Below are 19,838 nucleotides of genomic sequence, written 5' to 3'. Positions count from 1 at the left end.
CCCGCGAAACGCACATAAGGGTGTTATGCACGATTTATGCGCAATGCTCAAGGCGGGAATGGTGTAAAGAGATGTCACGGCAGGCATTGACAGCCTGCCGTGTGGGGATCAGTTCTTTTCAGGCGGGAAAATGAGATTCAGCACAATAGCGGTAATACCGCCCGCGGCGATGCCGGAAGAGAGCAGGTTTTTCACCCAGTCCGGCGCAAACTGCAAAATCATCGGCTGCTGGGAGACGCCAAGCCCTACGGCGAGAGACAGCGCAATAATCATGATTGCGCGGCGGTTCAGCGGCTCGCGGGAGACGATACGCACGCCAGAGGCCGCGATGGTACCGAACATGACCAGCGTCGCGCCGCCCAGAACCGGCTCAGGGATGTGCTGCACAAAGCCGCTTACCGCCGGGAACAGGCCGAGGACCACCAGCATCAGCGCCACCACGAAGCCCACGTAGCGGCTGGCCACGCCGGTCAGCTGGATCACGCCGTTGTTCTGGCCGAAGCAGGAGTTCGGGAAGGTGTTGAACACCGCCGAGACAAACGAGTTCAGTCCGTTCGCCAGCACGCCGCCTTTCAGACGTTTCATGTACAGCGGGCCGGAGACCGGCTGCTCGGACACGTCGGAGGTGGCGGTGATATCGCCAATGGTTTCCAGCGAAGTGATCATAAAGACCAGCATCAGCGGCAGGAGAAGACTCCAGTCAATGCCCAGGCCGTAGTAGAGCGGCGTTGGCACGGTAATCAACGCGCTGTTGGTTGGGGTGGTGTTTTCCGGGAGCATGCCCAGCGCCCACGCCAGCAGGTAACCGGCCGCCATGGCGATCACCAGCGATGCCACGCGCAGGTACGGGTTACGCTGGCGGTTAAGCAGAATAATGATCGCCAGCACCACGCCTGCCAGCAGCAGGTTTTTCGGCGCGCCGAAGGTATGGTCGCTCATTGCCGCGTAGCCGCCCCCGATGGAGGTCAGACCCACCTGGATCAGTGACAGGCCGATAATCATCACCACCACGCCGGAGACCAGCGGGGTGATCACCCGGCGCGCCAGGTGCAGAACGCGGGAAATGATCATCTCTGTGCAGCTTGCCAGCATCAGGGTGCCGAAAAGCGCCGCCATCATCGTCGGGACATCTGCGCCGCCGGTTTTCAATGCCGTACCGCCCATGATCAGCGGCGCCACAAAGTTAAAGCTGGTGCCCTGAATCGACAGCAAACCCGAGCCCACCGGACCCCAGGCTTTAATTTGAATGATGGAGGCCACGCCGGAAGCGAACAGAGACATACTGATGATGTGTTGCGTATCCTGCGCCGGTAACCCCAGCGCCTGGCAAATCAGCAGAGCCGGCGTGATGACCGCAACGAACATCGCCAGCAGGTGCTGGCAGGCGGCAAACAGGGTTTGAGGCAGCGGGGGACGATCTTCAAGGCGGTAAATCAGTTCGCTGTTTTGCTTCTGCGCAATCGGTTGCGCAGCAGCAGACTCCAGAGTGTTAACAGACATCGGCGGCAATCCCACGGTGGAAAAGCGGGCATTTTAGCTGACCACCTGGTAAAAGCAAACGATTGCCAGCAAAAAAAAGAGAGAAAATCTGCCGGTGTGAGCAGGTTTTCTACAACGAACAGGAAAAAAAAATTACACTTTTCGCGCCGGCGGCTCATGACGAGCATCACCCGGCCCAGGATAACGCCGCGTGTGTATGGAACACGCGCATAACAGGAGCCTTTTATGATTCATCTCGATACGTTGTCGACCCTTGTTGCCGCAACGCTGGTTCTTCTGCTTGGTCGCAAGCTGGTACACAGTGTTTCCTTTCTGAAAAAGTACACCATTCCTGAACCTGTCGCCGGTGGATTGCTGGTGGCGCTGGCCCTGCTGGTGCTGAAAAAAAGCATGGGCTGGGAAATCGATTTTGATATGTCCCTGAAAGATCCGTTGATGCTGGCCTTCTTTGCTACTATCGGCCTGAACGCTAACCTCGCAAGCCTGCGTTCGGGCGGCAAGGTGCTGGGCGTGTTTCTGATTGTTGTGGTGGGCCTGCTGCTGATGCAAAACGCCATCGGCATCGGTATGGCGTCGCTGCTGGGGCTGGATCCGCTGATGGGTCTGCTGGCGGGGTCGATTACACTATCAGGTGGCCACGGAACGGGCGCGGCGTGGAGCAAGCTGTTCATCGAACGCTATGGCTTTGAAAACGCAACGGAAGTGGCAATGGCCTGCGCGACCTTTGGCCTGGTGCTTGGCGGGCTGATTGGCGGCCCGGTGGCGCGCTATCTGGTGAAACACTCCACCACGCCGGAAGGCAGGCCAGACGATGAAATGGTGCCGACGGCATTTGAAAAACCGGACGTTGGCCGCAGCATCACCTCGCTGGTGATGATTGAAACCATCGCCATGATTGCCATCTGCCTTACCGTGGGCAAAATCGTTGCGCAATGGCTGGCGGGAACGGCTTTCGAACTGCCAACCTTTGTCTGCGTGCTGTTTATCGGGGTGATCCTGAGCAACGGTCTGGCGCAGATGGGCTTCTACCGCGTCTTTGAGCGCGCAGTGTCCGTGCTGGGGAACGTCAGCCTGTCGCTGTTCCTGGCGATGGCGCTGATGAGCCTCAAGCTGTGGGAACTGGCCTCGCTGGCGCTGCCGATGGTGGCGATCCTGGCGGTGCAGGCCGTGTTCATGGCGCTGTATGCCATCTTTGTTACCTGGCGCATGATGGGCAAAAACTATGATGCGGCGGTACTGGCTGCGGGCCACTGTGGGTTTGGTCTGGGAGCGACGCCAACGGCCATCGCGAATATGCAGGCGATCACCGAACGGTTCGGCCCGTCGCACATGGCGTTTCTGGTGGTGCCGATGGTGGGCGCATTCTTCATTGATATCGTCAACGCGCTGGTCATTAAGCTCTACCTGATGCTGCCGATGTTTGGCTGACCGTCAGGCGTTGGAATACCGCTCGGTTTCCGGCATCCAGCGTTCAATTAACGCTGCCGCCTGTTCGGGGTAGCGTTCATGAATATGACGCGCAAGGCGTTGTACTTCGGGGATCATGGCCTGATCGCGCAATAAATCCGCCACTTTAAACTCGGCGTTACCCGTCTGACGCGTGCCCAGCAATTCGCCCGGGCCGCGGATCTCCAGATCTTTTTGCGCAATGACGAAGCCGTCATTGCTGTCGCGTAATACCTGCAAACGCATCTGCGCGGTTTTCGACAGAGGGGCTTTGTAGAGCAGCACGCAGTGAGAGGCGATCGCACCACGGCCCACGCGGCCTCGTAGCTGGTGGAGCTGCGCCAGGCCCAGGCGCTCCGGGTTCTCAATAATCATCAGGCTGGAGTTCGGCACGTCCACGCCCACTTCGATGACCGTGGTCGCAACGAGTAAATGCAGTTCGCCCTGTTTGAACGACTGCATCACCGCCTGCTTCTCGGCAGGCTTCATGCGCCCGTGAACCAGACCGACGTTCAGCTCCGGCAGGGCGAGCTTTAACTCTTCCCATGTGGCTTCGGCAGCCTGCGCTTCCAGCAGCTCAGACTCTTCAATCAGGGTACAGACCCAGTAAGCCTGACGCCCTTCCTGGGTGCAGGCGTTGCGCACGCGGTCAATGATGTCGCTGCGGCGCGTGTCCGGAATGGCGACCGTTGTCACCGGCGTACGGCCCGGGGGGAGTTCGTCGATGGTGGAGGTATCCAGATCGGCATAGGCCGTCATCGCCAGGGTGCGCGGAATCGGCGTGGCGGTCATGATCAGCTGATGTGGGTGGAAGCCCTGTTGCAGACCTTTCTCCCACAGCGCCAGACGCTGATGAACACCAAAGCGGTGCTGTTCGTCGATAATCACCAGCGCCAGGCCGTTAAACTGCACCTGTTCCTGGAAAATGGCGTGCGTGCCGACAATCATCTGCACCTGCCCGCTGGCAATGGCTTCCTGCTGCGCAAGGCGCGCTTTGCCCTTCTGCTTCCCGGCCAGCCAGCCCACTTCAATTCCCAGCGGGGCAAACCAGTTCCGGAAATTGTTGGCGTGCTGCTCGGCCAGCAGTTCCGTCGGCGCCATCAGCGCCACCTGCTTACCGTGGGCGATGGCGCGCAAAGCGGCCAGCGCGGCGACCAGCGTTTTACCGGAACCCACGTCGCCCTGCACCAGGCGCATCATTGGCACATCCAGCGCCATATCGCGTTCGATCTCGGCAGTCACCCGCGCCTGGGCGCCGGTGGGTTTAAACGGCAGTGAGGCCAGCAGCTTATCTTTGAGCTCATCACGCTGGCTTAATGGCTGCGCGTGGAAACGCTGCGCACCTGCGCGCAGGGCCAGCATGCTCAGGTTGTGAGCCAGTAATTCCTCAAGGATAAGACGCCGTTGGGCGGGGTGTTTCCCGCTCTCTAAATCAACAAGCTGAAGCGTTGGCGGTGGACGGTGCAGGGTGCGCAACGCCTCCGGCAGGCTCATCATGCCCTGCGCCAGCTCCGGCGGCAGCAGCTCGTTAATGGCGCAGGTATCAAGCAGCTCCAGCGCCTGGTCGGTGAGCTTGCGCAGCGTAGCCTGCTTAATGCCTTCAGTGGTTGGATAGACCGGCGTGAGCGTCTCCTGTAGCTCAGGTGAGCTGAGATCGCCCTGCACGCGGTATTCCGGGTGGATCATCTCCGCGCCGTATTTGCCCCGTTTGGCTTCACCGTACGCAAGTACGCGTCGTCCAGTGGCAAGGCTATTTTTCATCGCCGCATTGAAGTTGAAAAAGCGCATGGTGAGAATGCCGGTGCCGTCGCTGATCTGGCAGGTCATCATCCTGCGTCCGCCAAAGGTGATGTTGCAGTTCAGCACTTCCCCTTCAACGGTGGCGTAAATAGCGGGCAGCAGATCGCCAATCTTATAAAGCTGAGTACGGTCTTCGTAACGCAGGGGGAGGTGGAGCAGGAGATCCTGCACGGTGTGCAGGCCTATCTTCGCCAGTTTACTGCTTTGTGCCGCGCCCACGCCCGTCAGGCTGTTGAGCGGTATGGCGTCCAGCAGGCGGCCTTTCATGATTTACCCCGCGTACTGCATGGTGGACCACCACTCGGCATCGGCTTCTATTTCGCCCTGCGCGTTGACGTGGGGGTAAGGCAATTTCTTCTGCTTCGCAACGCGAGCCAGCACCGGATAGCCACCTTCAAACAGCAGGCGCTGCTGCTCCTCTTCAGGCAGCATGCTGTTGCTGCGCTCGTACATTCCGGCATTCTGACGCTGGCGCTGCGCTTCATACAGGATCAGCGCTGAGGCGACCGACACGTTGAGTGACTGGACCATGCCGATCATTGGAATGATGATGTCCCGATCGGCCAAATCCAGTGCTTCCTGCGTGATCCCCGTTTTCTCCTGGCCCATTAAAATGCAGGTCGGACGGGTGTAGTCGATCTCACGGAAATCCACGGCTTTAGCAGAGAGGTTGGTTGCCAGAACCTGCATGCCACGCCCTTTCAGGTGCGAGACCGCTTCACCAATAGTCTGGTGAGTTTTCACGGATACCCAGCTGTTGCTGCCTGCGGCGGTGGAGGCCATGGTACGCATACGTGCGCCTGGCCAGACGGCGTGGACTTCATGCACGCCGACGGCATCTGCGGTGCGGACGATAGCAGAGACGTTATGAGGTTTATGGACCTGCTCCATGCAGACCGTCAGATCAGGCTGACGCCTGGCGAGCATTTCGCAGATTCGCTCGTAACGTTTTGAATTCATAATGCTAGTTTCGGTTACGGGTGACTTTAATGACATCCGGCATCACGCGGATCTTGCGCATAATATTGGCCAGATGCACGCGGTCACGGGCGGTCAGGCGAATAAAGGCGCTGTAAACGCGGCCATCTTTTTCTTCCGTATTCAGGCTTTGAATGTTGGACGAGGCCGTGTTGATCGCTGCCGTCAGGTTCGCCAGTGCACCCTGGTGGTTGAACATATCCACCTTGATTTCAGTGATAAATTCCTGCGCCGTCTCTTTATCCCACTCGACCGCCATGAACTTCTCTGGCTCTTTCTGATAGCCACGGATGTTACGGCAGGATTCATGGTGGATCACCAGCCCTTTACCTGGGCTGACGTGCGCAATAATCGGGTCGCCCGGGATAGGACGGCAGCATTTGGCGAAGGTGATGAGCACCCCGTCAGCGCCTTTGATCGGCAGGTGACCATGAGTTTGCGTGGTGGCAGGAACGGCTGTCGTTTCGCCTTGTTGCAGATTCTTCGCCACGACCACGCTCATGGCGTTGCCGAGACCAATCTCTGCCAGCAGGTCATCCAGCGAGGCGAGCTTCATACGCTCCAGCTCATGCTGAATGTTTTCTGGTGGGATCTCTGCCAGTTTGCGGCTGCCACCCAGCGCGTGATTGAGCAAACGACGCCCAAGGCTAACGGAGTCGTCGCGCTTGAGGTTTTTCAGCAGCTGGCGGATTTTTGCGCGCGCTTTTGAGCTCACGACAAAGTTCAGCCAGGCGGCGTTAGGACGTGCCCCCGGCGCGGTAATGATCTCCACCGTCTGTCCGCTGAAAAGCGGCTGCGACAGCGGATAAGGCTGCCTGTCGACGCGGGCACCTACGCAGGCATGGCCGATATCGGTATGCACGGCGTAAGCGAAGTCGACCGGTGTCGCGCCCGCAGGCAGTTCGACAATGCGCCCTTCCGGCGTGAAAACGTAAATCTCATCCGGGAAGAGATCGGATTTAACGCTCTCGATAAATTCAAACGAGCTACCTGCGCTCTGTTGCAGCTCCAGCAGGCTCTGCATCCAGCGCTGGGCGCGGATTTGCGCGGTGGTGCTGCTTTCGCCGCCGTGCTCTTTATAAGCCCAGTGCGCCGCGACACCCATCTCCGCCATCTGATCCATATCTTCGGTACGAATCTGCACCTCAACAGGGACACCGTGCGGGCCAATCATGGAGGTGTGCAAAGACTGGTATCCGTTCGCTTTTGGAATGGCGATGTAATCTTTGACGCGCCCCGGACGCGGCTTGTACAGGCTGTGCATCTGCCCCAGCACGCGATAACAGGTGTCTGAATCGTGGACGATGACGCGGAACGCGTAGATATCCATGATCGAGTGAAAACGCTGCTCTTTGAGCACCATTTTGCAGTAGATAGAGTACAAATGCTTTTCGCGACCGCTCACGCGGCACGGAATGCCCGCTTCCTGCAAACGCCCTTCGATTTCAGAGAGGATCTTTTGAATCATCTCTTTACGGTTACCGCGAGCGGCTTTCACCACCTCTTTAATCACGCGATAGCGGTTCGGGTACAACGCCTCAAAACCCAGCTCTTCCAGCTCGGTTTTAATGTGATGAATACCTAAACGGTGCGCCAGCGGACTGTAAATTTCGAGGGTTTCACGGGCGATGCGGCGACGTTTATCCGGGCGAAGTGAGCCCAGCGTGCGCATATTGTGGGTGCGGTCAGCCAGTTTGATGAGAATGACGCGGATATCCTGCACCATCGCCATGATCATCTTGCGGAAGTTTTCGGCCTGCGCCTCTTTCTTGTCGCGGAATTTCAGCTTATCAAGCTTAGAGACCCCTTCCACCAGCTCGGCAACGCTTTTGCCAAACAGCTGTTCCATGTCCTGGTAGGTGGCAGGGGTATCTTCGATCACGTCGTGCAGCAGGGCGGCCATCAGCGTTTCGTAGTCGAGTTTCATCTCGGCCAGAATACAGGCCACCGCTACCGGGTGCGTGATATAGGGTTCACCGCTTGAACGTGTCTGGCCCTCGTGAGCGTCACGTGCAACGAGATACGCCTGCTGAAGACGCTTAATCTGGTCTTCAGGCAGGTAGGTTTGAATCAGTTGATTCAGGCTTTCAAACAGATACAAGGGCGACCCGCAGGTTTAATTAACGACGACCTTCAGCAATAGCGGTAACAGCTTGTAATTCAGCGGCTTCCTGCTCTTGCTGCTCCTGGCGCTCACGCACGTCGAGGATCTGGTTGTTGATCAGACCTTCTTCGATTTCGCGAAGTGCAATAACGGTGGTTTTATCGTTTTCTTCCGGTACCAGCGGATCTTTACCGCCTACCTGCATCTGACGAGCGCGACGCGCGGCGACCAGCACCAGGTCAAAACGGTTACCAATTTTCTCTACAGCGTCCTGAACAGTTACGCGTGCCATACTTAAAATGCTCCACAGGTGAAGAAATGACTGGGCATGATACTGAAAGTGGGTTCAGTCTGCCAACAGTTTGGTGATTAATGCGTCATGTCGCTGCTTCTGGCGGCTCATACGCAGACGTTCTGCGCGAAGGATAGTTTTGAGATCGCTCAGCGCGGCATCAAAATCATCATTCACAATAAGGTAATCATATTCCGCGTAATGGCTCATTTCTGCAACTGCCTGCGCCATACGCTTCGCGATAACTTCTTCGCTGTCCTGGCCGCGACCACGCAGGCGGCGATCCAGTTCATCTTTCGATGGCGGTAAAATAAAGATACTGCGCGAATCAGGCATTTTCTTACGAATTTGCTGCGCGCCCTGCCAGTCGATATCCAGGAACACGTTCACGCCGGTCGCCAGAACCTGCTCAATGGTTTCACGCGAAGTACCGTAGTAGTTACCGAAAACTTCTGCGTGTTCAAGAAACGCGTCTCTGCCAATCATCGCTCTGAATTCGTCGTGATTCACAAAGAAATAGTGTTCACCGTGCACTTCACCCGGACGCGGTGCTCGCGTGGTGTGAGAAACAGAAACCTGCGTATCGTACAACGGTTGGGTTTTTAACAGTGCCTGAATAAGGCTGGATTTACCCGCGCCACTAGGGGCAGAAACAATATAAAGCGTGCCTTGAGCCATGAGAGTCTTTTGTATGTGTTAACGAAGAAGTCCTACATACGGGCTTATTATACACGTCGCCGCTGTGTGACGTAGCCTTTGTCACACTTTTTCCCCTGGATGATTAAATTTTGCGTGCCGTTTTCAGCTTTTACCTTCTTTTTGCTGCAATAAAAACAATGCGCTGAAGCGCGCTCGTAAAATGCAATTTTGCAGCTGGTCTGCGGCTCCCGGGCAGGGTATACCCTTCGCAAAACAGGGAGGGGTAATAATGGTGAAATGGATAAGCATACTGATGATCTTCTTAAGCAGCGGGGCGATGGCAATCTGCCCGGTCTGGTCACCGGCTAAAGCCGGGCAGGAGATCGCGGCCCTGAAGGCGCAGCTGACCCGCTGGAATGATGATTACTGGAAACAGGGCCGCAGCGAGGTGAGCGACGACGTTTACGACAGGCTTAACGCCCGCTTAAAACAGTGGCAGCGCTGTTTTCACGATGAACCGCTGCACGACGATCTTCCAGCCGCCAGTGGGACGGTGAAACATCCCTTCGCCCATATCGGCGTGCATAAGGTAGAAAGCAAGCAGGCGCTTAGCCGCTGGATGGCGACGCAGCAGGATCTCTGGGTACAGCCAAAGGTGGATGGTGTTGCGGTCACCCTGGTCTACAAAAACGGCAAGCTGGTGCAGGCGATTAGCCGGGGCGACGGCTTACAGGGGGAAGAGTGGACGGCACAGGCGCGAATGATCCCCGCTATTCCGCAAACGCTGGCCGGGCCGCTTGCCAACAGCGTGTTGCAGGGTGAACTTTTTCTGCTGCGCGAGGGGCATATCCAGCAGCGGATGGGAGGGATGAACGCGCGTGCGAAGGTAGCGGGAGCGATGATGCGCGCGACCGATCGCGCAGCGCTGAAGCAGACAGGCATTTTTATATGGGCCTGGCCGAACGGCCCAAAAGCGATGAAAGCACGCCTTTCCACGCTGGCGGAGGCAGGTTTTACCCTGACGGCCCGCTATACCGTGCCGGTTAAAAACGCGGCTGATGTGGAGGCGCAGCGGACGGCCTGGTTTAAGGCTTCGTTGCCCTTCGCCACGGATGGCATTGTGGTTCGCGCCTCGGCAGAGCCGCCGGGCGAGCGATGGCTGCCGGGGGAAGGGAGTTGGGTCGTCGCATGGAAATACCTTCCTGTGGCCCAGGTGACGGAAGTCAAAGCGATTCACTTTACCGTTGGCCGTACCGGGCGGATCACCGCGATTGCGCAGCTTGAGCCGCTGATGCTCGACGATAAACGCGTACAGCGCGTCAGCTTAGGGTCGGTTAACCGCTGGCAGAGGCTGGATATTGCCCCCGGCGATCAGGTGCTGGTAAGCCTGGCGGGACAAGGTATTCCCCGGCTGGATAACGTGGTGTGGCGCAATGTGGATCGCCGTAAACCGCAGCCGCCCTCATCGCGCTATAACGGCTTAACCTGTTTCTATGCCTCCCCGGAGTGCATGGAGCAATTTTTTGCCCGGCTGACGTGGCTAAGTTCCAGGCAGGCGTTAGATATCGAAGGAATGGGCGAATCAGGATGGCGGACCCTCTATCAGGCGCATCGGTTTGAGCACCTCTTCTCCTGGCTACAGCTCACGCAGGCGCAGCTCACCGCGACGGCGGGGATATCGGCATCGCATGGCGCTGCGCTGTGGCATCAGTTTAACCTGGCGCGGGAGCGACCTTTTATCCGCTGGATCACCGCGATGGGAATACCGCTGGCCCGGTCGACGCTCAGGGCGGCAGGGGATCGCACCTGGCAGGCGCTGATTCAGCGAAGCGAAGCGGAGTGGCGGATGCTGCCGGGTGTCGGGCAGGAGAAGGCCCGCCAGATCGTAAACTGGCTGCATCAGCCTCAGATTGATGCCCTGGCAAAATGGCTGGCCGCAGAGCACATCGGTGGATTTTAATCTGCGTGCGCTCCTGAACAGACTGGCGAGGGGGCACACTTCCGCTGCCGTGAATAGCGTATTTATGAGACGCGGTTTATATACGCAATAATTATGAATATAAATGAATTATTCATGGTAAATATATTTTGAGGAAATATTATCCCTGAACCCAATTTCAGAATTTGCTCTGCTTGCGTTTTTATTTTCTTTGAGAGAACGGCTTAATTGATCTCAATCACTATTAATCGAGAGTAATAGCCGGGAATGAAGGAGTTATAGGCAATGCAGCCTGAGCATTGTTCGTATTTTTGCTTTTAATTTCAGTTGGTTAACTATTTTATTAATAATATGTTGAGTGTTTTCTGGTTAACAATTAGTCATATTTATTCTGCCGGAAATCATTGCGTCAAATTATTATAAGAATTATCTTATCCAAAATTTTTAAGGTAGTTACCGCTGGGGTGCATTTCGCATCACTTCTGCGTTTTCCTTTCTTTTTGCACCCCGTGAGGGAGTTAACTATCTGAACTCCAATTGAAGCAATTAAGGGTACCGAAATATATCCTGGCGGTTTATATGCGCTGGTGTTCAGAGCCCAGGGCTTTTACATGGATGATTTTCCGTCCCTGTCGGGCCGGAATTCAGCCCCGGGCTTTATGCCCGTTAACCGGGACCTGGTTTCCAGGTGCTCATATTTTCCTTCATTTGAATGAGGACCAAAAATGAAAAGGACGCTTTGTACAGTGCTGACGGCACTCACGCTGGCGACTGCCCTGCCTGCTATAGGCGCTACCACCGAAGCAGGTAGCACCAGCGCAGCAACAACCGGTACAACAACCGGAGCAACGGTGGGAACTACCGCTGGCACTACGGGGGGACTGGCGGCAGGCGCGATTGGGACAACCGCTGTCGTCACCACCGCTGCGATTGCCGGCGTAGCGACGTTAGCCGTTGTCGCGGCAAGCGACAGTGGCGATGACTCAGGCAATGGTACTTCCACGACGACAGTTACCCGCTAAGGCTGGTGCGCAAGGCGATATAGCCTTGCGCTGAACAGCGCAACGACTTGACCCGGTGGCGATATCAAAGCCGGGTATTTAATTGATTTCAATGTTATTTAATCAAGGATTTCTGGTGAGACTGTTTATTCTGCTCATCATGACTCTGCTGATCCAGGGATGTACGCCGAGCCAGCAGAGCATTATTGAGACCTTTAACGCCAGCCTGGACGGGCGCCAGGATGTGACGGTAACGGACGGGCAGATTCAGGTGCTCCCATACTCAACCATGTACCTGCGTCTGGATAATGGCCCGAGGATCCTGGTGGTTCTCGGATACATCGAGCAGGGAAACAGTAAGTGGTTATCGCAGGATAATGCGATGATCGTCACGCATAACGGTCGCCTTATCCACACGCTCAAGCTCCCTTATAACCTGCTTGAGGTAACCAACCTTGAGTACGATCCGCTGCGCCACACGCCGCAGCTCCGCGACGGCAGCCAGTGGTCGCGTGATGTGCGCTGGCAGGAAGAGGGGCGGTATCGCTCCGCACACCTGACCTCGCGCTTCTTCCTGAGCGGGACGGAAAACCTGACCCTTGCCGGAAACACGCTACGTTGTCAGGTCTGGCAGGAGACGGTGCAGGCCGACGGCCTCGATCGTCGCTGGCATAACACCTTCTGGATTGATTCCGCCACCGGCCAGGTACGCCAGAGCGAACAGATGCTCGGCGCGGGCGTATTCCCTCTCGCCATGACGATGTTGAAGCCCGCCCCATGAACAGACTCAGAAAATGGTTACCTGGCGTAGGGCTATCTCTCTTCAGCCTGCCCGCCTTATGCGCAAGTGTCGTTACCGTGCATCAGCCGGGCAAAACGTGGTCTGCTGGACAGGCCGATACGCTCTCCCGGCTGGTCACCCAGCCGCAGCTGAACAACGTCTGGTGGCAGGGCGCTGTCATCGCAACCCCTTCCGCCACGCGGCGAGCGCAACAGACGCAACAGCAGGTGCTGGCGTCGCTTTCAGCCTGGCAGAATCGTGCCGATGACGAGCAGATCGCGACCATTCGCGCTGTCGCTGCACAGATCCGCTCCCTGCGGATCGTCGGGCGGCAGTTTGTCAGCCTCGATCCAGACGCCGTGCGTACCGACGCCCGCGGCGATCGTTCCCTTGAGGGCCGTTACGATCTGTGGCTCTCGCCTGCGCCCCGCACCGTCACGCTGATGGGGGCGGTCGCCACACCGGGGAAACTGGCCTGGCGACCGGGCGCAAGCATCAGGGATTACTTACAGGGGCAGCTGCGGCTGGCTGGCGCCGACAGGAATAACGTGACCGTTATCGATCCTGACGGCAGTAGGGTTGTTGCGCCGGTGGCGTACTGGAACGCACGCCATATTGAAGCAGAGCCGGGCGCTGTTCTGTGGGTGGGGTTTGATCCCCGGGCGGTGCCGGACGATTTTACCGGTCTGAATGAGCAAATCGTTGCGCTCCTGACGCGGCGGATACCTGACTGATGAACAAACTTTTTTTACTGAGCGGCCTTGCTCTGGCGATCTCTTCTACCTGCCACGCGGAACTGCGTACCTGGCCCGATCCGACCGGACCTTCACAGTCCGACTTTGGCGGCACCGGCCTGATGCAAATGCCCGACGCGCGCTTTGGCCGGGAAGGGGAATTCAGCGTCAACTACCGCGATAACAACCAGTATCGTTTTTACTCCTCTTCGGTCGTGCTCTTTCCGTGGCTGGAAGGGACGATTCGTTATACCGACGTCCGCACCCGCAAATACAGCAGCGACGAGGATTTCAGCGGCGATCAAAGCTACAAGGATAAGTCGTTCGATTTTAAGGTTCGTCTGTGGGAAGAGGACTATAGCCTGCCGCAGGTGGCGCTCGGCAAGCGCGATATTGCGGGCACCGGCCTGTTCGACGGTGAATATCTGGTTGCCAGTAAAATGGCCGGACCGGTCGATTTTACCTTTGGAATAGCCTGGGGATATCCCGGTAATAGCGACAACGTGGGTAACCCGCTGTGCCACGACAACAATAAGTATTGCACCCGCGGCGAATCACATGATGCCGGGGATATCAGCTTTAGCGATATGTTTCGTGGTCCGGCGTCGCTGTTTGGCGGACTCCAGTATCAGACACCCTGGCAGCCCCTGCGCCTGAAGCTCGAGTATGACGGCAACAATTATGCCGATGATTTTGCCGGCTCCATTAAGCAGTCGAGCCATATTAACGTGGGGGCGGTCTATCGCGTTGCCGACTGGGCCGATCTCAACCTCAGCTACGAGCGCGGCAATACGCTGATGTTTGGCTTCACCCTGCGGACCAATTTTAACGATCTGCGCCCCGCGCTGCGTGATAACCCGAAACCGGCCTGGCAACCGGCACCGGCAGGCGAGACGCTGGACTATACCTCGGCGGCAAACCAGCTCACCGCGCTTAAGTACAACGCAGGCTTCGATGCGCCGGAGATCCTTCAGCACGGCAATACCTTATACATGACCGGCGAACAGTATCGCTATCGCGATCCGCGCGAAGCGGTGGATCGCGCCAACCGTATTCTGATCAATAACCTGCCCGACGGGGTCGACACGATCGCTATCACCCAGCGGCGTGACCATTTGCCGCTGGTCACGACGCAAACCGACGTCGCCAGCCTGCGCAAACAGCTGGCGGGAGAGCCGCTCGGCCAGGAGGAGGCGCTCAGGCAGCAGCGCGTCGAGCCTGTGGATACTACAGCGTTCGGGCGCGGCTACCGTATTCGCGCCGATCGCTTCAGCTACAGCGTCAAACCGACGCTGGCGCAGTCGCTGGGCGGTCCGGAAGATTTCTATATGTTCCAGGTGGGGGTGATGGCCAGCGCCAGCTACTGGCTGACCGATCGTCTGCTGCTCGACGGCGGCGTGTTCGCCAACCTCTATAACAACTACGACAAGTTCAAATCCTCGCTGCTTCCCGCTGACTCCAGCCTGCCGCGCGTCAGAACCCATATTCGCGATTATGTCAGCAATGACTTCTACATCAACAACTTACAGGCCAACTATGTCGATGCGCTGGGGCACGGCTTCTATGCCCAGATTTATGGCGGCTACCTCGAAACCATGTACGGCGGCGTGGGAGCAGAGGCGCTCTGGCGCCCGCTGGATAGCGACTGGGCGCTGGGCGTGGATGCGAACTACGTCAAGCAGCGCGACTGGGACGACATGATGCGCTTCACCGACTACAGCGCGCCAACCGGATTTATCACCGCCTACTGGAACCCGGCGAAGCTCAACAGCGTGCTGATGAAGCTGAGCGTCGGGCAGTACCTGGCGAAGGATAAAGGCGCCACCCTCGACGTCGCGAAGCGATTCGACAGCGGCGTGACGGTAGGCGTCTGGGCGGCGCTGACCAACGTCTCGAAAGAGGATTATGGCGAAGGTGGCTTTAGCAAAGGCTTCTACATCTCGATCCCGCTTGATCTGATGACGATCGGCCCAAATCGCAACCGGGCGGTGGTCTCGTGGACGCCTCTCACGCGTGATGGCGGCCAGATGTTAGGCCGTAAATATCAGCTCTATGACATGACGTCAGAACGCGAAACCCCGGTAGGGCAGTAGTACCGGATGAAACAGGCATTACTTAACCAGATGATTTTCCTGAATGAAAAACGTTAAATTTTCCGTGCTTGCGTTGGCTATGATGGCGTTAAGCGGTTGTACTATCGTACCGGGCCAGGGACTTAGCACCCAGGGCAAAGATATTATCGATCTGCCTGACAGCAATTACGATCTGAATAAGATGGTCAACGTCTATCCGCTCACGCCGGGGCTGGTGGAGCAGTTGCTGCCTGGCAAAGTCGACTCCCGCGCGAATCCTGAACTGGATCGCCAGCTTCAGAACTACCAATATCGCATCGGCGTCGGCGACGTGCTGATGGTTACCGTCTGGGACCACCCGGAGCTGACCACCCCCGCAGGTCAGTACCGTAGCGCCAGCGATACGGGCAACTGGGTGAATGCCGATGGCACGATCTTCTACCCCTATATCGGCAAAATCCGCGTCGTCGGCAAAACGCTGGCCCAGGTGCGCGATGAGATCGCCGCCCGGCTGGACTCGGTGATTGAGAGCCCGCAGGTGGATGTCAGCGTCGCGGCGTTCCGCTCGCAAAAAGCCTACGTGACGGGCGAAGTGGCCAAGTCGGGCCAGCAGCCCATCACCAACATTCCGCTGACCATAATGGATGCGATCAATGCGGCAGGCGGCCTGACGTCGGAGGCGGACTGGCGCCACGTGGTGCTGACCCATAACGGCCAGGACACGCACATTTCCCTCTACGCGCTGATGCAGCGCGGCGATCTCACCCAGAACAAACTCCTCTATCCGGGCGATATTCTCTTCATTCCCCGTAATGACGACCTGAAAGTGTTTGTCATGGGCGAGGTGGGTAAACAGAGCACCCTGAAGATGGACCGTAGCGGCATGACGCTGGCGGAAGCGCTGGGTAATGCGCAGGGCGTAAATCAGGATATGGCCGACGCCACGGGGATCTTTGTGATTCGTCCGTTGCAGGGCAAGCAGAACGGCAAAATCGCCAACGTCTACCAGCTTAACGCCCGGGATGCCACCGCGATGGTGTTGAGCACCGAATTTCAGCTTGAGCCTTACGACATCGTCTATGTCACCACCGCGCCGCTGGTGCGCTGGAACCGCGTGATCTCTCAGCTTGTGCCGACCATTACCGGCGTACATGACCTGACTGAAACAGGGAGATATATCAGAACATGGCCAAACTAACGTTTAACGCCATCCTGGTGATCTGTACCGGCAATATCTGCCGCTCTCCCATTGGGGAACGGCTGCTGCGCCGGCTGCTTCCCGCCGCCCGGGTCGATTCAGCGGGAACGTGTGGCCTGGAAGGGCGCACCGCCGATTCACAGGCGACAGAGATCGCCGCCGAACGCGGCACCCTGCTTGAGGGCCACGTGGCGCGCAGGCTCACCCCCGCCATGGTGCGCGACTACGATCTGATTCTGGCGATGGAGCTGGAACATATCGAGCAGGTCACGGCTATCGCACCGGAGGCGCGCGGCAAAATGATGCTCTTTGGTCACTGGACGGGCAGAAAAGAGATCCCGGACCCCTACCGTAAAAACCGGGACGCATTTGAATATGTTTATGGGCTGCTGGAGCAGGCCAGTCTGGAATGGGCGAAACGGCTCAGTTAATCACACGGGATAGTTACGTTTTATGTCAACAAATAACCTTCACGCCCATGATGCGTCTGCCGCGAATAACGAGATCGATCTTGTGCGCCTGTTGGGTGAGTTGCTCGACCACCGAAAATTTATTCTCATCCATACCGCGCTGTTCACGCTGGCGGCACTGCTTTATGCGCTCTTTGCCACACCAGTTTATCAGGCCGATGCGCTGATACAGGTGGAACAGAAGCAGGGCAACGCGCTACTCAGTAACCTTAGCGAGTTCATCCCTGACTCCTCGCCTGAGTCGGCGCCGGAGCTTCAGCTTCTCCAGTCGCGCATGATCCTCGGTAAAACGATTGATGACCTGAACCTGCGCACGCAGGTAAGTGAAAACTATTTTCCCCTTGTCGGACGCGGCTGGGCGCGGCTCACCGGCCAACAGCCTGGCATCGTCGATATCCGTATGCTCAATCTTCCCCCTGTCGCGGGTCGGGCGCAAAAGCTGACGCTGACCGTCGGCGAGAACGGCCACTATCAGCTGGAAGGCGATAACGTGACGTTACAGGGCGTCGTGGGACAGCCGCTGAGCGCGGCGAATATCGCCATTACCATTGCCGCTATCCAGGCGAAGCCGGGTACGCAATTTACGATTACACAGCTGAGCGAGCTGGAGGCCATTGACGCGCTACAGCTGCGTTTTTCCGTGAGCGAGCGCAGCAAGGACAGTGGGATGCTTGGCCTGACCATCACGGGGGAAGATCCCGATGAGATGGCGCGCGTGCTTAACTGCATCGCCGATAACTATTTACAACAGAACGTGGCTCGCCAGGCGGCGCAGGATGCGAAAAGCCTGCAATTTTTGAAGCAGCAGCTTCCGCAGGTGCGCAGCGAGCTGGACCAGGCCGAGGAGAAGCTCAACCGCTATCGCCAGCAAAATGACTCCGTTGACCTGAACCTGGAGGCAAAAGCGGTGCTGGAGCAGATTGTAAATGCGGACAATCAGCTCAATGAACTGACCTTCCGGGAAGCGGAAATTTCGCAGCTCTACAAAAAAGATCACCCCACCTACCGGGCGCTGATTGAGAAACGCCAGACGCTGGAGCAGGAAAAAAACCGCCTGAATAAACGGGTATCGTCCATGCCGTCAACCCAGCAGGAGGTGTTGCGCCTGAGCCGTGATGTGGAGTCGGGACGCGTTATCTACCAGCAGCTGCTTAACCGCGAACAGGAGCTGAGCATCGCCCGGTCGAGCGCAATTGGTAACGTCCGCATTATCGATCCGGCCGTGACCCGGCCGCAGCCAGTCAAGCCGAAAAAAGCGCTGGTCGTCGTTCTGGGGGTTCTCCTGGGTCTGTTCGTCTCTGTGGGCTGGATCCTGGCGCGCAGTATGCTGCGTATGGGCATTGAAACGCCGGAGCAGCTGGAGGAGCATGGGATTAACGTCTATGCCACCGTACCGCTGTCGGAATGGCTGGCTAAAAAGATGCGTTTGCGCAAAAAAGACTTTATGTCCTCAGGGCTGCGCCATAAGACCAAACATATCCCCTTCCTGGCGGCGGATAACCCGGTCGATCTCTCCGTGGAGGCGATTCGCGGCCTGCGCACCAGTCTGCATTTTGCGATGATGGAGTCAGCGAACAATATACTGATGATCTCTGGCGCCACGCCTGACAGCGGTAAAACCTTTGTCAGCAGTACCCTGGCGGCCGTCGTGGCGCAGGCGGGCCAGAAAGTGCTCTATATTGATGCGGATATGCGTCGCGGGTATGCCCATGATCTGTTTAAGCTCGACAATACCTGCGGCTTATCGGAGATGTTGTCCGGTAAGGCGGAGTATACCCAGGGCGTTCAGACCTTCGATAAAGGCGGGTTCGATACCATCGTGCGCGGGCAGATCCCCCCTAATCCGGCGGAGCTTCTGATGCATACGCGTTTCCAGCAGCTGCTGGACTGGGCGAATGAACGCTACGATCTGGTGATTATCGATACGCCACCGATCCTGGCGGTCACCGACGCGGCTGTTGTCGGTCGTCGCGCAGGCACCACGCTGCTGGTCGCCCGCTTCGGGATGAACAGCGTGAAGGAGATGCTGGTCTGTGTACAGCGTCTGGAGCAGAGTGGCGTCAATACCAAAGGGGTGATTCTCAACGGCGTCGTTAAGCGGGCAAGCAACGCTTACGGCTACGGCTATCATCACTACGGTTACAACTATTCGAGTAATTGATTATCCGGCGCCTGCCCGTTCTGACATTAATGCGCATTGTGTTTGTAATGAAAAACGGGCAGGCCCAGCTTAAGGCGCAATGCCAGCATACGCGCGGTGAAGCCAAACAGCAGGGTGGAGATAACCACCACATCGTGGCTGGTGACATAGTGCTGCAAGGCGACATAAAGCACTGCCGCGGCAAAGGAGATGCCGGCATACAGTTCCTTCTGGAAAACCAGCGGGATACGTTTGCAGAACATATCCCGCAGCACCCCGCCAAACACGCCCGTGATCACGGCAGCAATGGTGGCGATAACCGGGCCTTCACCCATATCGAGAGCGATTTGTGCGCCAATGATGGAAAAAACAATCAGCCCAAGCGCATCCAGCACCAGGAACACGCGGCGCAGATGAGGCATCACCGGGGCCACAATCGTGGTTAGCACGGCTGCCGTTGCCACGATAATGACGTACTCAGGGTTTTTTACCCAGCCGAGCGGATAATGGCCAAGCAGGATATCGCGCACGGACCCGCCGCCGAGCGCAGTGGCCGTGGCAATAATGATCACGCCGAAGGTGTCCATACGGCGACGTCCGGCGGCGAGCGCGCCGGTCATGGCTTCTGCGGTAATGCCAATAAGATAGAGAATGTGAAGCAGCATAAACCCTCCGGAATGAAGAGGAGGAGATTAGCGATTTGTGCGGAAGATCACGATTGAGATTTTCTAAGGCGAGGGGGTT

The 19,838-nt window shown here is 57.3% G+C and carries 16 protein-coding genes; 9 read left to right on the top strand and 7 right to left on the bottom strand.

The genetic code is table 11. The features are described from left to right. Positions 1–108: 108 nt before the first annotated feature. Positions 109–1,500, bottom strand: a complete 1,392-nt coding sequence (xanP, locus tag ACOTWU_RS18365) for a xanthine/proton symporter XanP (protein ID WP_126499001.1) — start codon at positions 1,498–1,500, stop codon at positions 109–111. Between the two features lie 225 nt (positions 1,501–1,725). Between xanP and gltS the strand changes: the two genes are divergently transcribed. Further along, positions 1,726–2,928: a sodium/glutamate symporter gene (gene gltS / locus ACOTWU_RS18360; RefSeq protein ID WP_006812438.1), complete on the top strand. Its 1,203-nt coding sequence runs from the start codon at positions 1,726–1,728 to the stop codon at positions 2,926–2,928. A gap of 3 nt (positions 2,929–2,931) precedes the next feature. On the opposite strand, the gene recG is transcribed toward gltS, so the two are convergent. From recG to gmk, 5 genes are read right to left on the bottom strand one after another with little or no spacing between them, the layout of a single operon-like run. Beyond that, a complete protein-coding gene (gene recG, locus ACOTWU_RS18355) occupies positions 2,932–5,013 on the bottom strand; it encodes an ATP-dependent DNA helicase RecG (protein ID WP_017383630.1) in 2,082 nt (693 codons plus the stop codon). Between the two features lie 3 nt (positions 5,014–5,016). Then, on the bottom strand, positions 5,017–5,706 hold the full coding sequence (gene trmH, locus ACOTWU_RS18350) for a tRNA (guanosine(18)-2'-O)-methyltransferase TrmH (protein ID WP_003860922.1): 690 nt from the start codon (positions 5,704–5,706) through the stop codon (positions 5,017–5,019). Between the two features lie 4 nt (positions 5,707–5,710). Then, positions 5,711–7,825 carry a bifunctional GTP diphosphokinase/guanosine-3',5'-bis pyrophosphate 3'-pyrophosphohydrolase gene (spoT, locus tag ACOTWU_RS18345; RefSeq protein WP_033486997.1) on the bottom strand — a complete coding sequence of 705 codons (2,115 nt, stop codon included), beginning with the start codon at positions 7,823–7,825 and terminating at the stop codon, positions 5,711–5,713. A gap of 19 nt (positions 7,826–7,844) precedes the next feature. Beyond that, entirely contained in the window at positions 7,845–8,120 is a 276-nt protein-coding gene (gene rpoZ / locus ACOTWU_RS18340; protein WP_000135058.1) for a DNA-directed RNA polymerase subunit omega, read from the bottom strand. Between the two features lie 54 nt (positions 8,121–8,174). Next, positions 8,175–8,798 (bottom strand): guanylate kinase, encoded by a 624-nt coding sequence (gene gmk, locus ACOTWU_RS18335; protein ID WP_006177710.1) that lies wholly within the window; start codon positions 8,796–8,798, stop codon positions 8,175–8,177. Positions 8,799–9,048: 250 nt separating this feature from the next. On the opposite strand from gmk, the gene ligB reads away from it, so the two are divergent. The 8 genes from ligB to etk all read left to right on the top strand — a co-directional run bounded on the left by ligB (position 9,049) and on the right by etk (position 19,115). After that, positions 9,049–10,719: an NAD-dependent DNA ligase LigB gene (gene ligB, locus ACOTWU_RS18330; protein WP_045341214.1), complete on the top strand. Its 1,671-nt coding sequence runs from the start codon at positions 9,049–9,051 to the stop codon at positions 10,717–10,719. Between the two features lie 704 nt (positions 10,720–11,423). Then, positions 11,424–11,720: a hypothetical protein gene (locus ACOTWU_RS18325; RefSeq protein ID WP_017383628.1), complete on the top strand. Its 297-nt coding sequence runs from the start codon at positions 11,424–11,426 to the stop codon at positions 11,718–11,720. A 115-nt stretch (positions 11,721–11,835) separates the two neighbouring features. Further along, positions 11,836–12,480 carry a YjbF family lipoprotein gene (locus tag ACOTWU_RS18320; RefSeq protein WP_033486990.1) on the top strand — a complete coding sequence of 215 codons (645 nt, stop codon included), beginning with the start codon at positions 11,836–11,838 and terminating at the stop codon, positions 12,478–12,480. Then, positions 12,477–13,214, top strand: coding sequence for a capsule biosynthesis GfcC family protein (locus ACOTWU_RS18315; RefSeq protein ID WP_032668873.1), 738 nt, complete (start codon positions 12,477–12,479; stop codon positions 13,212–13,214). Before ACOTWU_RS18320 ends, ACOTWU_RS18315 begins: the two co-directional genes overlap by 4 nt. Further along, positions 13,214–15,307 (top strand): YjbH domain-containing protein, encoded by a 2,094-nt coding sequence (locus tag ACOTWU_RS18310; RefSeq protein ID WP_126499003.1) that lies wholly within the window; start codon positions 13,214–13,216, stop codon positions 15,305–15,307. Before ACOTWU_RS18315 ends, ACOTWU_RS18310 begins: the two co-directional genes overlap by 1 nt. Before the next feature lie 43 nt (positions 15,308–15,350). Next, a complete protein-coding gene (locus ACOTWU_RS18305; protein WP_032646765.1) occupies positions 15,351–16,484 on the top strand; it encodes a polysaccharide export protein in 1,134 nt (377 codons plus the stop codon). Beyond that, a complete protein-coding gene (locus ACOTWU_RS18300) occupies positions 16,472–16,915 on the top strand; it encodes a protein-tyrosine-phosphatase (protein ID WP_015570047.1) in 444 nt (147 codons plus the stop codon). Before ACOTWU_RS18305 ends, ACOTWU_RS18300 begins: the two co-directional genes overlap by 13 nt. 22 nt (positions 16,916–16,937) lie before the next feature. Next, a complete protein-coding gene (etk, locus tag ACOTWU_RS18295; RefSeq protein ID WP_032672157.1) occupies positions 16,938–19,115 on the top strand; it encodes a tyrosine-protein kinase in 2,178 nt (725 codons plus the stop codon). A 26-nt stretch (positions 19,116–19,141) separates the two neighbouring features. Here the strand turns inward: etk and ACOTWU_RS18290 are convergent, their stop codons facing one another. Then, complete coding sequence (locus ACOTWU_RS18290) at positions 19,142–19,759, bottom strand: trimeric intracellular cation channel family protein (RefSeq protein ID WP_015570045.1); 618 nt, start codon at positions 19,757–19,759, stop codon at positions 19,142–19,144. Positions 19,760–19,838: the final 79 nt, after the last annotated feature.

Source organism: Enterobacter cloacae complex sp. GYL001, assembly GCF_049237125.1.
Lineage (GTDB): Bacteria > Pseudomonadota > Gammaproteobacteria > Enterobacterales > Enterobacteriaceae > Enterobacter > Enterobacter hormaechei_C.
This window is presented reverse-complemented; position numbering and strand designations above follow the sequence as displayed.

Bases quoted from the DNA above. Each gene is read 5' to 3' on its own strand.
- rpoZ (WP_000135058.1), bottom strand. From the start codon at position 8,120: ATGGCACGCGTAACTGTTCAGGACGCTGTAGAGAAAATTGGTAACCGT.
- ACOTWU_RS18305 (WP_032646765.1), top strand. From the start codon at position 15,351: ATGAAAAACGTTAAATTTTCCGTGCTTGCGTTGGCTATGATGGCGTTA.
- trmH (WP_003860922.1), bottom strand. From the start codon at position 5,706: ATGAATTCAAAACGTTACGAGCGAATCTGCGAAATGCTCGCCAGGCGT.
- xanP (WP_126499001.1), bottom strand. From the start codon at position 1,500: ATGTCTGTTAACACTCTGGAGTCTGCTGCTGCGCAACCGATTGCGCAG.
- recG (WP_017383630.1), bottom strand. From the start codon at position 5,013: ATGAAAGGCCGCCTGCTGGACGCCATACCGCTCAACAGCCTGACGGGC.
- ACOTWU_RS18310 (WP_126499003.1), top strand. From the start codon at position 13,214: ATGAACAAACTTTTTTTACTGAGCGGCCTTGCTCTGGCGATCTCTTCT.
- gltS (WP_006812438.1), top strand. From the start codon at position 1,726: ATGATTCATCTCGATACGTTGTCGACCCTTGTTGCCGCAACGCTGGTT.
- gmk (WP_006177710.1), bottom strand. From the start codon at position 8,798: ATGGCTCAAGGCACGCTTTATATTGTTTCTGCCCCTAGTGGCGCGGGT.
- ligB (WP_045341214.1), top strand. From the start codon at position 9,049: ATGGTGAAATGGATAAGCATACTGATGATCTTCTTAAGCAGCGGGGCG.
- ACOTWU_RS18290 (WP_015570045.1), bottom strand. From the start codon at position 19,759: ATGCTGCTTCACATTCTCTATCTTATTGGCATTACCGCAGAAGCCATG.
- etk (WP_032672157.1), top strand. From the start codon at position 16,938: ATGTCAACAAATAACCTTCACGCCCATGATGCGTCTGCCGCGAATAAC.
- ACOTWU_RS18315 (WP_032668873.1), top strand. From the start codon at position 12,477: ATGAACAGACTCAGAAAATGGTTACCTGGCGTAGGGCTATCTCTCTTC.
- ACOTWU_RS18300 (WP_015570047.1), top strand. From the start codon at position 16,472: ATGGCCAAACTAACGTTTAACGCCATCCTGGTGATCTGTACCGGCAAT.
- ACOTWU_RS18325 (WP_017383628.1), top strand. From the start codon at position 11,424: ATGAAAAGGACGCTTTGTACAGTGCTGACGGCACTCACGCTGGCGACT.